Here is a 14,016-nt window from a genome sequence, read left to right on the forward strand (position 1 = left end):
GCGTGGTATTGCGCCCTGGTGCCGGGCTGCCGTCGTGACCGGGCTCAGCCCCGGCCGGCCTCGGCCAGCCCCGCCAGCACCGCCTCGGCGGCGCGGTCTCCGGGCGGCGGGCCGCCACGGCCCAGCCGCTCCATGGTGAGCCGCATCGCCCGGGCCTGCTCCTGCGGGGCATCCAGTACCCGCAACAGCTCTGTCGCGATCGGATCGGGGCGGCAGGCCTTGCCGATGAATTCCGGCACGACGCGGGTCTCGGAGACCAGATTGACCAGCGTGACCGTGTCCACCCGCAGCATCCGCCCGATGATCTGCCGCGACAGCCAGCCCATGTCATAGGCCACCACCATCGGCGTGCCCGCCGCCGCCAGCTCCAGAGAGACCGTGCCCGAAGCCGCCAGCGCCACATCCGCCGCCGCAAACGCCGCCCGTTTCTCGGCCGCCGCCGCATCGCCTAGGTGGCGCGGATCGAGGATCAGCGGCGCGCCGGGCCAGCCGGCACAGAGCTCCTGCACCATCGGCGCCACCGGCTGCGCCGCGGGAACCACCAGCCGCAGCTCGGGGCGGTCCGCGTGCAGCCGCGCTGCCACCGCACCGAACACCGGCGCCAGCCGCGACACTTCGGAGCGGCGCGAGCCCGGCAGGATCAGCGCCATCGGCGCATCGCCGATGCCGTGGCGCAGGCGGAACTGCGCCTCTTCGGCGGGGCTGGCCTGCGCTTCGGTCACCACCGGATGGCCGACGAAATCGCAGCGCATCCCCGCAGCCTCCATATAGGGCGGTTCGAAGGGCAACAGCGCCAGCACCTGATCCACATGCGCCGCCATCTTTGCCGCGCGGCCCGGACGCCAGGCCCAGACCGTCGGTGCCACGTAATGCACCACGCGGATGTCGGAGGAGGCTTTGACCAGCTTCGCCACGCGCAGCGAAAACTCCGGCAGGTCGACGGTGATCAGCACATCCGGTTTCGCCGCCACGATCGCCTCGGCGGTCTGCCGAATACGGGCCTTGAGCGCCCCGTACTGGCGCAGGATCTCGGTGATGCCCATGACGCTGATCTCGTCCATGGGAAAGAGGCTGTGGAGCCCCTGCCCGATCATCCGCTCGCCGCCGATCCCGGTGAACTGCACCTCCGGCACGCGCTTGCGCAGCCCCTCCATCAGCGCCGCGCCCAGCTTGTCGCCCGAAGGCTCTCCGGCGGTGATAAAGACCCGCATCAGCCGCGCTCCCGCACCCAGAGGAATTTGCCCGCCGCGTCGAGCGCCGCGAGGGTTTTGTCGCGGTCGAGCACCATCACGCCGCCCGCCGAGATCACGATCCCGTCGAGCCCCGCGCGAATGACGCCCTCGGCGGTCCGTGGCCCGATCACCGGCAGATCGGCGCGGCGCTCCTGCCCCGGCTTCTCGGCTTTGTAGAGGATCCCGCCCGCGCCGGGCGCCAGCGCGGCCAGCATCGCATCGGTGCCGGCCTCGCCTTCGCGCGCAATCACCTGCGCCCCCCGGATCACGCAGGCCTGGCCCAGATCCTGCGCCGCCTGCGCGGCACTCACCGTATCGCCAAGCGCAGCCTCCGCCGGAGTGTCGGACCCGGGCTGCGCCTCCGTCGGCACACCCGCCGCAGGCAGCAGGCCCGGCGCCGCCTCATGCGCGCCGATCACCGCGATCCCTGCGGCCTCGAAAATCCCGATCACCGCGCGCAGCGCGCCGTCGTCACCGAGTTGCAGGGCCTGCATCAGCAGCGGCACCAGCGGCGCAGTGGCGGCGTCGATGCGGGCGGGGTCGATCTGCGGGCGGCGGATCGCGCCGCACATGCAAAGCCGCGTGACCCCGCGGACCTTGAGTTCCGCCAGCAGCGTGCCCAGCGTCTCGAGGCGGAAGCTCAGATCGGGGCGCAGCGTGTCGGGCGGAAACCCATCCAGCGCGCAGACGAGGGGCGCCTCTCCGGCGGCCTCCGCGACCGCGCCGGGCAAGGCGCCCTGCCCTGCGATCAGCGCCAGCATCCGGCTTAGCCCGGCGTCAGGAAATGGCGGTCGCTGTCGCCGAGGATGAAGGCGACGATCTCGCGCACATACTCGCTTTGCGTCTCGTCGCCCAGCCGCCGGGCACGGTCGGCAAAGGCGCCTTCGCCTTGCGCCAGCATCTGGAAGGCGGCACGCAGCGCGGTGATGTCGGCGCGGCTCACGCCCTTGCGCTTGAGCCCCACGAGGTTCAGCCCGTCGAGCTTGCCGCGCGGCGCCTGCACCAGACCGTAGGGGATCACGTCATTGGTCACCATGGTGACCGCACCGATGATCGCCCCGCGCCCGATGCGCACCCATTGGTGCACCCCCGACAGCCCGCCGACGATCACGTCGTCCTCGATGATGCAATGCCCCGCCAGCGCCGAGTTGTTCACCAGGATCACCCGATCGCCCACCTGCGCGTCATGGGCCACATGGCAGCCCGCCATGAACAGACCGTCATCGCCCACCCGGGTCACGCCGCCACCGCCTTCGGTGCCGCAGTTCATCGTGACATGCTCGCGGATGCGGTTGCGCTTGCCGATCACCAGCCGGGTGGTCTCGCCCCGGAACTTGAGATCCTGCGGGATCTCGCCGATCACCGCGAAGGGAAAGACAACCGTCTCTTCGCCGATCTCGGTGACCCCGCTCACCACCACATGCGATTTCAACTCGACCCGCGGCCCCAGAACGACCTCGGGACCGACATGGCAGAAGGGACCGATGCGGCAGCCTTCGCCGATCTGCGCCCCCTCTTCGACATAGGCGCTGGGGTGGATCGAGGTCTGGGTCACGACGGCAGGTCCATCATTGCGGTGAATTCGGCCTCGGCGGCCATCTCGCCATCGACCTCGGCGACGCCGCCGAATTTCCAGATCTTGCCGCCCGGCTTGCCGCGCAGCGTCGTCAGCTTCATGCGAAGCTGGTCGCCCGGCTTGACCATGCGGCGGAACTTGCACTTGTCGATGGCCATGAAATAGACCTTCAGGTCCTTGTCGGCGAGATCCATCGCCACACCGACCATCACCGCCGAGGTCTGCGCCATCGCCTCGATGATGGTGACCCCGGGCATGATCGGAAGACCGGGGAAATGGCCCTGGAAATGCGGCTCGTTCATGGTGACGTTCTTGATGCCGACCGCCGATTGATACCCGTCGATCTCGACCACCTTGTCCACCAGAAGGAACGGGTAGCGATGCGGCAGGATGCGCTGGATAAGCTGGATGTCCGCGGAAAGCAGCGTTTCGGTCATTCTCGGCCTTTCATGTCCCAAAGTCGCCCTGTCCCTAGCAATCCGGAGACAAAGGGGCAAGCGGCGCGGAGGTCACTCCTGCGGCGCGGCGGGCACCCCGCTTTCGCCGCCGTCCCCGCCATCGCCGATTTCCGCGTCGATGCGGGCAATGGCGGTGTCGGTGATGTCGATCACCCCCGCCGCCAGAAAGACCGTGCGCTTGTCGAGGATCACCGCGGCCCCGGCCTCGCGCATGAGCCGCGCCAGCACCGGCTCGACCACCGTGACGAACTGCCGCCGCCGGTCCTCGGAGAGATTGCCAAGCGCGCGCGCCTTGGCATCCTGCTCGCGGCGCAGCGCCTGCACCTTCTCGTCGAAGGCGCTGGCGAGCGCGCGGAATTCCGACGGGCTGAGCGTGGCGCGTTTTTCGGTCAGTGCCTTTTCCTCGGCGGTGAGCTCGGCCTCGAGGCGCCGGTTCTCGGCCGCGATGGCCGCGCCCTCTTCCTCAAGCGTCGCCGCCACCCGCCGCCCATAGGCGCTTTCCGCGAACAGACGGTCGAACTCGACGGTCAGGATGGCGCTTTGCACCACCCCCGGTCGCACCGCGTCCTGCGCGGTGGCGACCGAACCGGCGAGGCCCAGACCGAGAGCCAGCGCGCAGATCTTCAGCGCGCGGACCATCTCAGAACTCGGTCGAGACCGACAGGCTGAAGTTCTGCTCGCGGTCGTGTTTCTCGCGTTTCATGGGCTGCGAGAAGTTCAGACGCAGCGGACCGAAGGCCGAATCCCAGAAGATCGAGAAGCCGACCACATGGCGGGCGCTGAACTCGTCATAGAGGATCTGGTTGGTGGTCGCGCTCTTGGTCATGTCCGACAGGCCCCAGACCGAGCCGATGTCGTAGAACACGCCGCCGCTGATGCCGTATTCCTCGGGCAGACCGAGCGGGAATTCCGCCTCGAACCGGGCCACGGCAAAGAAGTTGCCGCCAAGGGAATCGTCCACATCGGTGGCGGGGTTGTATTCGCGCGGGCCGATGCCGCCGTATTCGAAGCCACGCAGGGTGGAATCGCTCAGACGGTAACGGTCGGTCACACGGCTCTCGCCGCTGGAGTAATGCAGCGCGCCGGCTTCGAAGGAGGCCCGCAGCGTGACCTCTTCGTTCCAGATCTTGGTCTGCGCCACAGCCCGCAGGTTGGTCTTGATAAAGCTGGTGTCGCCACCCAGCCCGCCGATGTCCTGGCCGAACTCCAGCAACACCCCGGCGTTGGGGTTCAGGCCCGTGCGCCGCGTGTCGTAGCTGAACGTATAGCCGAAGCTGCTGTCAAAGCGGCTGCCCTCGGCCTCTTCGGCGCGGATGATCTGGCCGGCATCGCCATCCGAGGTGTTCATGATCTCGGTGTAGCGCGCGGTATAGTTCAGCCGCAGGCGGCCGTTCTCCGAGATCGGGAAGGCAAAGCTCGGGCGGAACGCCCCTTCGGCGGTATCGTAATCGGCGTAGCGGTTGTCGGTCTCGTTGTAGTTGAGCCCGATGCCGAAGGCCACGTCGCGGCCCAGAAAGGCCGGCTCGACGAAGTTGAAGCTGTAGCTCGACGCCGACGCGGCGGTATTGATGCCCAGCGACAGGATCTGCCCGCGCCCGAGGAAGTTGCTTTCGCGGAACGAGATCGCCGCGCCAAAGCCGCTCGACGTCGAATAGGAGCCGCCAAAGCCCAGCGAGCCGGTGGGCTGCTCTTCGACGTTCACATCGACGATGACCTGCTGCGGCGAGGTGCCCTCGCGCGCTTCCACATCGGCATTGACGAAATACCCCAGCGCGCGGATGCGCTCGGCCGCCTCGCGGATCGCGCGCGGATTGAAGGGATCGCCCTCGGCGGTGTCGAACTGGCGCCGCACCACGCGGTCGAGCGTGGTGGTGTTGCCCTCGATGTCGATGCGCTCGACAAAGACGCGCGGACCGCGCGTCAGCATGAATTCTACGTCCAGCGTCAGGTCGCGGTCGTTGCGGGTCACGCGCGGCTCGACCCGCACAAAGTTCAGACCTTCCTGGATCGCCAGTCGCTCGAGCCGGGCGATCTCGTTCTCGACCAGCGCGGGCGAATAGGTCTTGCCCGGCTTGAGCTTGATCACCTGGCGGAACGCCTCGGCATCGACCTCGGGCAGATCCGATTCCACGGTGACCTCGCCGAAGGCGAACTGCTGCCCCTCTTCGACGTTGAAGGTGACGAAATATCCGTTGCGCTCTTCGGCCAGCTCGGAGTTCACGCCGGTGATGCGGAAATCGACATAGCCGCGCGAGGCATAGAAATCCTGCAGGAGCTGGCGGTCAAAGGCGACGCGGTCCTCGATGAACGTGTCCGAGCGGATGATCGACCGCAGAAGCCCCGCCTGCTTGGTGCTGAGCACCCGCCGCAGCCGGCGGTCGGAAAAGGCCGAATTGCCGACGAAGCCGATGCGCTCGATCTCGGTCACGTCGCCTTCGAAGATCTCGTAAACCAGATCGACGCGGTTGTCCGAGCGCTTGATCAGCTTCGGCGCCACCCGTGCCGCGATGCGGCCCTGCTGGGTATAGGCGTCGGCGATGAGCTGCGCGTCCTGCTCGGCCACACGCGGGCTGTAGACGCGGCGCGACTGCGAACGGACGATCTGTTCGAGATCCTCGTCCTTGATGCGGCGGTTGCCCTCGAAGACGATGCGGTTGATCGTCGGGAACTCGACCACCTTGATCACCAGCGTGTTTCCCTGCGGCACGATCTCGACGCTCTCGAACAGGCCGGAGGCGAGAATCCGCTGGTAGGCATCGTTGAGCTGGGCGGCCGAAACCGGCGCCCCGCGCGCGATTCCGGCATAGCTCAGAATGGTGCCCGGCTCGATGCGCTGATTGCCCTCGATGGACACGTTGCTGAAGGAAAAGGTCTGCGCCATCACCGGCGCGGGAAGCGCCGTGAAAGCCATTGAAAACGCGACGGAAATTGCCGCGAGAGACACGTTCGTCTTGAAAATGCGTGCAACACGCGGGAGCCTATCCCCCGAAAGCCCGTCGGTCATACCGCCAATCCACTCCGCCATATTTTTCAACGTGAGTATCGGGATTGGGGAGGCTTGTCAAAAGCCGAAGACGGGCCCTGTTACAGCGATCCCAGAAAGGCGCCGAAATACAACGCGAAGGTGATCGCGGCGATATACAGCAGGCGATCCCAATTGATGCTGAACAGAAGGCCGAGGCCGCGGTATCCGGACTGAATCGTTTGCATGGTCACACACTGGATCGTTAGAAGTTTCCAGAATGTTGCTACGCCCCCAATGTGGCTGAATTAGGGCGTTTGCGCGTGCAGAATCGAGAGTTTCCGAAGACGCGCGAAACGATCACGGACAGAACAGGTCGTTTGTCAGCGCAAAGGCCATCAGCCCCAGGATCAGCACCAGACCGATCGACATCATCACGTTCAGCGCCCGGTCCGAAGGCGGCCGGCCGCGCACCGCTTCCCAGGCGTGGAACACCAGGTGCCCGCCGTCGAGCACCGGCACCGGAAACAGGTTCAAAAGCCCCACAGCGGTCGACAGAACGGCGATGAAGGTGATGAAGCTCTGCCCGCCCTGGCTGGCCATGGCGCCCGAGGTCTGGGCGATTCCGATGGGCCCCGACAGGTTGCAGGACGAGATATTGCCCACCACCATGTTCCACAGCCCCGAGAGCGATCCGGTGACGATCGACCAGGTGCGCTGCACCCCGCCCGAAAACGCCTCCCACGGCCCGACCATGCCGGTGGCCGGCTCGAAGGCCAGACCGCCGATGATGCCGATGCGATAGACGGTGTGATAGCCGCCGTCCGGCAGCGGTTCGTCGGTGCGCTTGGGGGTCAGTTCGATGGCCAGTTCCGCGCCGTCGCGCCAGACGGTCAGCGCCAGCGGCGCCCCTTCCGAGCCCTCGACCTTTTCCTTGAGCTGTTCAAAGGCATAGGCCTGCGCGCCGTCGATGGCGAGAATGATGTCGCCCGGCTCCAGCCCGGCCTCATAAGCCGCCGAGCGCGGTACGATCTGGGTGGCGATGGGCGGATAGACATAGGGGCCGCCGACCTCGGTCACCTGCCCCGCGCGCTCGACCGTGTAGGGCAGCACCGGCTGATGCGGCAGCGCCTCCATGAAGGCGCCAAACGCCTCGCCATCGGTGAAATCGGGCAGCGGTTCGCCGCCGATCTCGAGGATCACATCCCCTTCGCGCAGGTCCTGCGCCACCGGCAGCGCGCGCAGCTCGCCCACGGTAAAAGGTTCGGTGACCTTGCCCTGCACCATGTAGATGCCCGTGAACAGCAGGATGGTCAGCGCGAAGTTGAACAGCGGTCCCGCCGCCACCGTGGCCGCCCGCGCCCAGACCGGCGCGCCGTTCATCGTGTGGCGCAGCTCTTCCTTGGACATATGCGACAGCGCGTCCAGGTCGGCACCGCCGCTGGCATTGGCATCGCCCTTGAATTTCACATAGCCGCCAAAGGGAAGCGCGGCGATCTGCCAGCGCGTGCCGCGCTTGTCGTAGCGCGACCAGATCACCGGCCCGAAGCCCAGAGAGAAGACATCCGCCTCGATCCCGGTCCAGCGCCCGACGATGTAATGGCCGTATTCGTGAATGGCCACGATCACCGAAAGCGCGACGACGAAGGCGAGCAGCGTGTAGAGCAGGCCTCCGAATTGCGGGATCAGTTGAGTGATGTCCAAAAGCTCTGCCTCTTGCTATTTTTTCATGATGTCGTCAGCGGTCACACGGGCGAGATGGTCCACATTGTGCACGTTATCAAGAGTGATCCCGGCAGCAATGAGGCCGCTTTGGGCCGAAACACGGTTAAGTGTTTCTTCAACCACCTCCGCCATGCGCTGAAAGCCGATGCGCCGGTCGATGAAGGCATCGAGGGCGCGTTCCTTGGCCGCGTTGAAGACCGCACCGGCCAGCCCGCCCGTCTGCATGACCTCGCGCGCCAGCCGCAGCGCCGGCCAGCGGGTCTCGCAAGCAGCGCGAAAGGTGAATTGCCCCAGCTTCGCGAGATCGAGCCGCGCCACCGGCAGCGTCTTGCGCTCGGGGTAATGCAGGGCAAAGCCGATGGCGTGGCGCATGTCGGGCGGGCCCACATGCGCCATCAGCGCCCCGTCGCGGAACCCCACCAGCGCGTGGATCATGGATTCGGGATGCACAAGCACCTCGATCAGCGCCGGGTCGATGTCGAAAAACTCTTTCGTCTCTATGACTTCCAGAGCCTTGTTGAACATCGACGCGCTGTCGATGGTGATCCTCTGGCCCATGTCCCAATTGGGGTGTTGCGCCGCCTGTTCCGGCGTCGCCTCGGCCAGCTTTTCCAGTGGCCAGTCGCGGAAGGCGCCGCCGCTGGCGGTGATGATCACCCGCTCCACCGCGCCCAGATCCTCGCCGATCAGCGCCTGGAACACCGCCGAATGCTCGCTGTCCACCGGCAGCACCGCGCCGCCATGGGCCCGCGCGGTCTGCATCACCAGCGGTCCGGCACAGACCATGCTTTCCTTGTTGGCCAGCGCCAGCGTCGCGCCCTGCTCCAGCGCCGCGAGCCCCGGCGGCAGCCCCGCCGCGCCCACGATCGCCGACATCACCCAATCCGCCGGACGCCGGGCCGCCTCGATCAGCGCATCCGCACCGGCGGCGGCCTCGACACCGCTGCCGGTCAGCCGCGCGCGCAGCTCCGGCAAAAGCGCCGCGTCGGCGGTCACGGCGATCTCGGCACGCAGCTTGCGCGCATCCTCGGCCAGTTGCGCGACGTTCTTTCCGCCGCTCAGCGCGACCACCCGATAGGCCTCCGGATCGCGGGCGATCAGGTCGATGGTGTTCTGACCGATGGACCCGGTGGCGCCGAAAATCGAGACCCGTCTCATTCCACCCCCGGCGGAAAATCCACGATCTGCCCCGCGATCAGCAGGAACAGCGCCGCGCCCAGCATGCCGTCGAACCGGTCGAGCAGCCCGCCATGGCCCGGCAGCAGCGCCGAGCTGTCCTTGACCCCGGCCCGCCGCTTGATGGCGCTTTCGGCGATATCGCCGATCTGGCTGGCCATGGAGATCGCGATGGAGACCCCCGCGAGCCCCGGCCCCGCATGGGTGGTGCCCGCAAACAGCAGCCCGACGATGGCAGCCCCGATCCAGCCCGCCACGGTGCCCGACCAGGTCTTCTTGGGGCTGACGCGCGGCCAGAGCTTCGGCCCGCCAAGCGCGCGGCCCGCGAAATAGCCCGCCACATCGGTCACCACGACGACGACCACCATCCAGAGCATCCAGGTCAGCCCGAAATCCGACCGCAGCGCCATGATGCCATAGCCCGCCAGCATGATCAGCGCGGTGAAGACCGAATAGGTCACCCCGCCCCGCTCCATCTGGCCGAACCCCGCCATCGAGGGCAGCATCAGAAGCGGTAGCGCCAGCGCCGCCGGCAGGTAGATCGCCGCCAGCGCACAGCTTCCCGCCACCAGCGCCAGCACCTTGGCCGAGCGCTCGCGCGCGGTGTCGAGCATATGGACCAGTTCCCAGACCATCACGCCGCAGCTCAGCGCGATCACCACGCGCCAGACCGCCCCGCCCAGCCAGACCGCCGCCAGACCGACGACGATCAGCCCCGCCGCCGAGATCACGCGCGGGCGCAGGTCCGTCCAGCGGGTCGAGGTCATGCCTTCACGCCCCCGTAACGGCGCTCGCGCGCGCCGTAGGCGCCGACCAGCTTGCCGAATTCCAGCGCGCTGAAATCGGGCCAGAGCGTATCGACGAACTCGTATTCCGCATAGGCCGACTGCCAGAGCAGGAAGTTGGAAATCCGCGCCTCGCCGCTGGTGCGGATCACCAGATCGGGATCGGGCAGCACGCAGGTATCAAGGTATTTCGGCAGCGTTTCCTCATTGACCGAGGCCGGGTCGAGCCGCCCCGCCGCGACATCCTCGGCCAGCCGCTTGGTGGCGCGGGCCACCTCGTCGCGGCCGCCGTAATTGATCGCGATGGTCAGGTTCACGCCGGTACACTCGGCGGTCATCAGCTCGAGCTCGTCCATCAGCGTGACCAGCTTGGTGTCGAGACGGACCCGGTCGCCGATAAAGCGCACCCGGACATTCTCGTCCTTCAGCGCCCGCGCCTCCTTGGTGATATAGCGGCGGAACAGGCTCATGAGCCCCGCCACCTCGGTCTGGGTGCGGCGCCAGTTCTCGGTCGAAAAGGCGAATATCGTCAGGTACTTGACCCCAATATCTGGGCAAGCCTCGACAATCTCGCGGACCCGGCGCGCGCCGGCGTGATGGCCGAACAGCCGTGGCCGGCCGCGGCTTTGCGCCCAGCGGCCGTTGCCATCCATGATGATCGCCACATGGCGCGGACCGGCGCCGTCGCGGATCGGTTTGGGCATACCGGCCCCTCCCTTTACCTCTCTGGCACCGCCGGTCCGGATCAGACCTGCATGATCTCTTCCTGCTTGTGCTCGAGCGCCTCGTCCACCTTCTTGATATAGGTGTCGGTCAGCTCCTGCACTTCGGTCTCCCAGAATTTCTGGTCGTCCTCCGACATGCCGTCGGCCTTGGCCTTCTTGACCTGATCCATACCGTCGCGGCGCACGTTGCGCACCGCCACGCGGGCGTGTTCGGCATATTGCCCCGCCACCTTGGTCAGCTCGCGGCGGCGTTCCTCGTTCAGCTCGGGGATCGGCAGCATGATGATGGTGCCGTTGAGCTGCGGGTTGATCCCCAGCCCAGATTCCCGGATCGCCTTCTCGACCTTGCCGACCAGACCCTTGTCCCAGACATTGATCGTCACCATGCGCGGCTCGGGCACGTTCACGGTGCCCACCTGGTTGATCGGCGTCATCGCGCCATAGGCATCCACCATGACCGGCTCGAGCATGCTGCCCGAGGCGCGGCCGGTGCGAAGCGAGGCGAATTCCGTGCGCAGATTCGACATGGCGCCATCCATGCGGCGCTTGAGATCGTCGGTATCGAGTTCGAAATCGTCTGACATGATGGTCTTGCCCGCTCAGGTGTGTGTCGTTCCGCCCGCTTTCTAAGGCAGGCGTGTCCGGATGTATAGCGCTTTGCCGCCGGCGCCTCCGCCCACGGCAGGCCCGCGTCTTTCATCTTTCTGAAAATACGCGAAAAGACCCGTCCGGCAGGCGCCGGCGCCGGGCCCGTTCAGCCATGCACCGTGGTATAGGTGCCCTGCCCGCCCAGAATGCCCCGGAACCCGCCCGGCTCGTCCAGCGAGAAGACGATGATCGGCAGATGATTGTCGCGCGCCAGCGCGATGGCCGAGGCATCCATCACCTTGAGATGCTTGGTCAGCACATCGTCATAGCTGATCCGGTCGAAGCGCACCGCATCGGCGTGTTTCACCGGATCCTTGTCATAGACCCCATCCACCTTGGTGCCTTTGAAGATCGCCTCGCAGGCCATCTCGTTGGCGCGCAGGGTCGCGGCGGTGTCGGTGGTGAAATAGGGGTTCCCGGTGCCGGCGGCAAAGATGCAGACCCGCTTCTTCTCCAGGTGGCGCACCGCGCGGCGGCGGATATAGGGCTCGGCCACCTCGTCCATGCGAATGGCCGAGATCACCCGGGTGAACACCCCCAGCCCCTCCAGCGCCGACTGCATCGCCAGCGCGTTCATCACCGTGGCCAGCATCCCCATATAGTCGGCGGTGGTCCGCTCCATCCCCTGCGCCGAGCCCGCGAGCCCGCGAAAGATGTTGCCGCCGCCGATCACCATGCAGATCTCGACGCCCATGTCATGGACCGATTTCACCTCCTGCGCGATGCGCTCCACGGTGGGCGGGTGCAGCCCGTATCCCTGGTCGCCCATCAGCGCCTCGCCCGAGATTTTCAGCAGGACGCGTTTGAAGGTGGTCTGCGGGATCTCGGTCATGTTGCACTCCGTCGTCGAGGGGGTCTAGGATCGGCGCCATATGTGGCGGAAAACCGGTTCGGCTGCAATGCCGCAGGAGAGGCACGCTATGGAGGACGCCGTGGCCGACAAACTGACCCGGCTCGCCCCCGATCCGGCGCGCCCGGTGCTGATCGCCGGGCCCACCGCCAGCGGGAAATCGGCGCTGGCGCTGGAGATTGCCGAGCGTCAGGGCGGCGTGATCGTCAATGCCGATGCGATTCAGGTGTTTTCCGACTGGCGCGTGCTCACCGCGCGCCCGTCAGAGGCCGAGGAATCGCGGGCGCCGCACCGGCTTTACGGCCATGTTCCCGGCGATTGTGCCTATTCCGTGGGCGCCTGGCTGCGCGATCTCGCGCCGCTGCTCGCCGGCCCCGACAGGCCGATTATCGTGGGCGGCACCGGGCTCTATTTCTCCGCGCTGACCGAGGGGCTGGCCGAGATTCCCGCCACCCCGCCAGAGATTCGCGCCGCCGCCATGGCGCGGCTCGCCGCCGGCGAGCAGGCCGCCATGGCGGTCGAGCTCGATCCCGAGACCCGCGGCCGCATCGACCTGGCGAACCCCATGCGCGTGCAGCGTGCCTGGGAGGTGTTGCAGGCCACGGGGCGCGGCATCGCCGCCTGGCAGGCGGACACCCCGCCGCCGCTGCTGCCGCTCGCGCAGGCGCAGCCGATCCTCTTCGACGCTCCGAAAGACTGGCTGAACGCCCGAATCGAGCGCCGCTTCCGCCAGATGGTCGCCGCCGGCGCGCTCGAAGAGGCGCGCGCCAACCTGCCGGGCTGGTCCCCCGCCCTGCCCTCCGCCAAGGCCATCGGCGCGGCAGAGCTCATGGCGCATCTGCGCGGCGAGATCGCGCTGGACGAGGCCATCGCCCGGGCGACCGTCCTCACCCGGCAATTCGCCAAGCGCCAGCGCAGCTGGTTCCGCGCCCGGATGAAATCCTGGCCGGTGCTCGCCCCCGCGGAGGCGGGCACATGAGCGCCGGGGACGAGACCGCTGCGACGATCCACGTCGCCTCGCTGGGGCAGTTGCCGGGCTGGCAGTACCGGCTGCTGCACGACCGCGCCGAACACACGCTGATCTGGCTCACCCGGGGCCAGGGCCGGGTGATCGTCGATGGCACGCGCCGGGGCATGGGCCCGCATAATGCGCTCTTCCTGCCGGCGGGCACGCTGTTTTCGCTCGACATCGGGCCGCAATGCCTGGGGCTGGTGATGCACAGCCCCGCCGGTCAGACGGGGATTCTGCCGCAGGATCCGCTGCATCTGCGAATCCGCGAGGGCTTTGCCCAGGCCGAGCTGACCGGCGAACTCGATGCGATGATGCGCGAACAGAGCCAGGGCCGCGCGCTGCTCTCCGAGGCGCTGGAGGCGCATGTGCGGCTGGTGGCGGTCTGGCTGCAACGCCAGGTCGCGGCGGGCCTGCAGGACAAGCCGCGCGACAGCGCGGCGCAGCGGCTGATGCGGCTTTATTCCGGTGCGCTTTGCGCCGGGTTCCGCAGCGACCGCGGCATCGCCGATTACGCGGCGGCGCTTGGCGTGACGGGCACCCATCTCACCCGCACCGCCCGCGCCGCCTGCGGGCGCACAGCCGCCGCCATGCTGGCCGAGCGCAAGCTGCACGAGGCACGGCGCCTGCTGATGCAGCCGGCGCCGCCGGTGAACCGCATCGCCACAGATCTGGGCTTTCACAGCGCCCCCTATTTCACCCGCTTCATCCGCAGCCACACCGGCATGTCGCCGACCGAGATCCGCCGCGGCACGCGACCGCCCGGCACGCGCTCCGCCGCGCATTCCTGAGCGCGCGAGGTGGAAAACCCCTTGCCCGATCGGGGGATGTGGTCTTTCATTGCACCGGGTGGCAGAACCGGCACCGCTC

General features: G+C 67.4%; 15 protein-coding genes. 2 read left to right on the top strand and 13 right to left on the bottom strand.

What is annotated here, in order from left to right; translation table 11 throughout:
- Positions 1–44 precede the first annotated feature (44 nt).
- The 13 genes from lpxB to pyrH all read right to left on the bottom strand — a co-directional run bounded on the left by lpxB (position 45) and on the right by pyrH (position 12,119).
- Positions 45–1,211 carry a lipid-A-disaccharide synthase gene (gene lpxB / locus M4578_RS05655; protein ID WP_258092464.1) on the bottom strand — a complete coding sequence of 389 codons (1,167 nt, stop codon included), beginning with the start codon at positions 1,209–1,211 and terminating at the stop codon, positions 45–47.
- Positions 1,211–1,993, bottom strand: a complete 783-nt coding sequence (locus M4578_RS05660; RefSeq protein ID WP_258092465.1) for an LpxI family protein — start codon at positions 1,991–1,993, stop codon at positions 1,211–1,213. Before M4578_RS05660 ends, lpxB begins: the two co-directional genes overlap by 1 nt.
- Before the next feature lie 5 nt (positions 1,994–1,998).
- Entirely contained in the window at positions 1,999–2,787 is a 789-nt protein-coding gene (lpxA, locus tag M4578_RS05665; RefSeq protein ID WP_258092466.1) for an acyl-ACP--UDP-N-acetylglucosamine O-acyltransferase, read from the bottom strand.
- Positions 2,784–3,245 (bottom strand): 3-hydroxyacyl-ACP dehydratase FabZ, encoded by a 462-nt coding sequence (gene fabZ / locus M4578_RS05670; protein WP_258092467.1) that lies wholly within the window; start codon positions 3,243–3,245, stop codon positions 2,784–2,786. Before fabZ ends, lpxA begins: the two co-directional genes overlap by 4 nt.
- A 72-nt stretch (positions 3,246–3,317) precedes the next feature.
- A complete protein-coding gene (locus tag M4578_RS05675) occupies positions 3,318–3,905 on the bottom strand; it encodes an OmpH/Skp family outer membrane protein (protein ID WP_258092468.1) in 588 nt (195 codons plus the stop codon).
- A 1-nt stretch (position 3,906) separates the two neighbouring features.
- Positions 3,907–6,270, bottom strand: coding sequence for an outer membrane protein assembly factor BamA (bamA, locus tag M4578_RS05680; RefSeq protein ID WP_476748712.1), 2,364 nt, complete (start codon positions 6,268–6,270; stop codon positions 3,907–3,909).
- Positions 6,271–6,350: 80 nt separating this feature from the next.
- Complete coding sequence (locus M4578_RS05685; RefSeq protein WP_258092550.1) at positions 6,351–6,482, bottom strand: hypothetical protein; 132 nt, start codon at positions 6,480–6,482, stop codon at positions 6,351–6,353.
- A 106-nt stretch (positions 6,483–6,588) separates the two neighbouring features.
- A complete protein-coding gene (gene rseP / locus M4578_RS05690) occupies positions 6,589–7,932 on the bottom strand; it encodes an RIP metalloprotease RseP (RefSeq protein WP_258092470.1) in 1,344 nt (447 codons plus the stop codon).
- A gap of 15 nt (positions 7,933–7,947) precedes the next feature.
- On the bottom strand, positions 7,948–9,111 hold the full coding sequence (gene dxr, locus M4578_RS05695; RefSeq protein ID WP_258092471.1) for a 1-deoxy-D-xylulose-5-phosphate reductoisomerase: 1,164 nt from the start codon (positions 9,109–9,111) through the stop codon (positions 7,948–7,950).
- Positions 9,108–9,896, bottom strand: coding sequence for a phosphatidate cytidylyltransferase (locus tag M4578_RS05700; RefSeq protein ID WP_258092472.1), 789 nt, complete (start codon positions 9,894–9,896; stop codon positions 9,108–9,110). Before M4578_RS05700 ends, dxr begins: the two co-directional genes overlap by 4 nt.
- A complete protein-coding gene (gene uppS, locus M4578_RS05705; protein ID WP_258092473.1) occupies positions 9,893–10,618 on the bottom strand; it encodes a polyprenyl diphosphate synthase in 726 nt (241 codons plus the stop codon). The genes M4578_RS05700 and uppS overlap by 4 nt, the downstream gene beginning before the upstream one ends.
- A 41-nt stretch (positions 10,619–10,659) precedes the next feature.
- Complete coding sequence (gene frr / locus M4578_RS05710) at positions 10,660–11,223, bottom strand: ribosome recycling factor (RefSeq protein WP_258092474.1); 564 nt, start codon at positions 11,221–11,223, stop codon at positions 10,660–10,662.
- A 170-nt stretch (positions 11,224–11,393) separates the two neighbouring features.
- A complete protein-coding gene (pyrH, locus tag M4578_RS05715) occupies positions 11,394–12,119 on the bottom strand; it encodes a UMP kinase (RefSeq protein ID WP_258092475.1) in 726 nt (241 codons plus the stop codon).
- Between the two features lie 88 nt (positions 12,120–12,207).
- Between pyrH and miaA the strand changes: the two genes are divergently transcribed.
- Both miaA and M4578_RS05725 read left to right on the top strand, forming a co-directional pair.
- Positions 12,208–13,116, top strand: coding sequence for a tRNA (adenosine(37)-N6)-dimethylallyltransferase MiaA (gene miaA, locus M4578_RS05720; RefSeq protein WP_258092476.1), 909 nt, complete (start codon positions 12,208–12,210; stop codon positions 13,114–13,116).
- Positions 13,113–13,937 carry a helix-turn-helix transcriptional regulator gene (locus M4578_RS05725; protein ID WP_258092477.1) on the top strand — a complete coding sequence of 275 codons (825 nt, stop codon included), beginning with the start codon at positions 13,113–13,115 and terminating at the stop codon, positions 13,935–13,937. The genes miaA and M4578_RS05725 overlap by 4 nt, the downstream gene beginning before the upstream one ends.
- The last annotated feature ends 79 nt before the right edge of the window (positions 13,938–14,016 follow it).

Source organism: Salipiger pentaromativorans (assembly GCF_024721115.1).
GTDB lineage: Bacteria > Pseudomonadota > Alphaproteobacteria > Rhodobacterales > Rhodobacteraceae > Salipiger > Salipiger pentaromativorans.

Bases quoted from the DNA above. Each gene is read 5' to 3' on its own strand.
- fabZ (WP_258092467.1), bottom strand. From the start codon at position 3,245: ATGACCGAAACGCTGCTTTCCGCGGACATCCAGCTTATCCAGCGCATC.
- M4578_RS05660 (WP_258092465.1), bottom strand. From the start codon at position 1,993: ATGCTGGCGCTGATCGCAGGGCAGGGCGCCTTGCCCGGCGCGGTCGCG.
- frr (WP_258092474.1), bottom strand. From the start codon at position 11,223: ATGTCAGACGATTTCGAACTCGATACCGACGATCTCAAGCGCCGCATG.
- M4578_RS05675 (WP_258092468.1), bottom strand. From the start codon at position 3,905: ATGGTCCGCGCGCTGAAGATCTGCGCGCTGGCTCTCGGTCTGGGCCTC.
- M4578_RS05700 (WP_258092472.1), bottom strand. From the start codon at position 9,896: ATGACCTCGACCCGCTGGACGGACCTGCGCCCGCGCGTGATCTCGGCG.
- pyrH (WP_258092475.1), bottom strand. From the start codon at position 12,119: ATGACCGAGATCCCGCAGACCACCTTCAAACGCGTCCTGCTGAAAATC.
- miaA (WP_258092476.1), top strand. From the start codon at position 12,208: ATGGAGGACGCCGTGGCCGACAAACTGACCCGGCTCGCCCCCGATCCG.
- M4578_RS05725 (WP_258092477.1), top strand. From the start codon at position 13,113: ATGAGCGCCGGGGACGAGACCGCTGCGACGATCCACGTCGCCTCGCTG.
- lpxB (WP_258092464.1), bottom strand. From the start codon at position 1,211: ATGCGGGTCTTTATCACCGCCGGAGAGCCTTCGGGCGACAAGCTGGGC.
- bamA (WP_476748712.1), bottom strand. From the start codon at position 6,270: ATGACCGACGGGCTTTCGGGGGATAGGCTCCCGCGTGTTGCACGCATT.
- dxr (WP_258092471.1), bottom strand. From the start codon at position 9,111: ATGAGACGGGTCTCGATTTTCGGCGCCACCGGGTCCATCGGTCAGAAC.
- uppS (WP_258092473.1), bottom strand. From the start codon at position 10,618: ATGCCCAAACCGATCCGCGACGGCGCCGGTCCGCGCCATGTGGCGATC.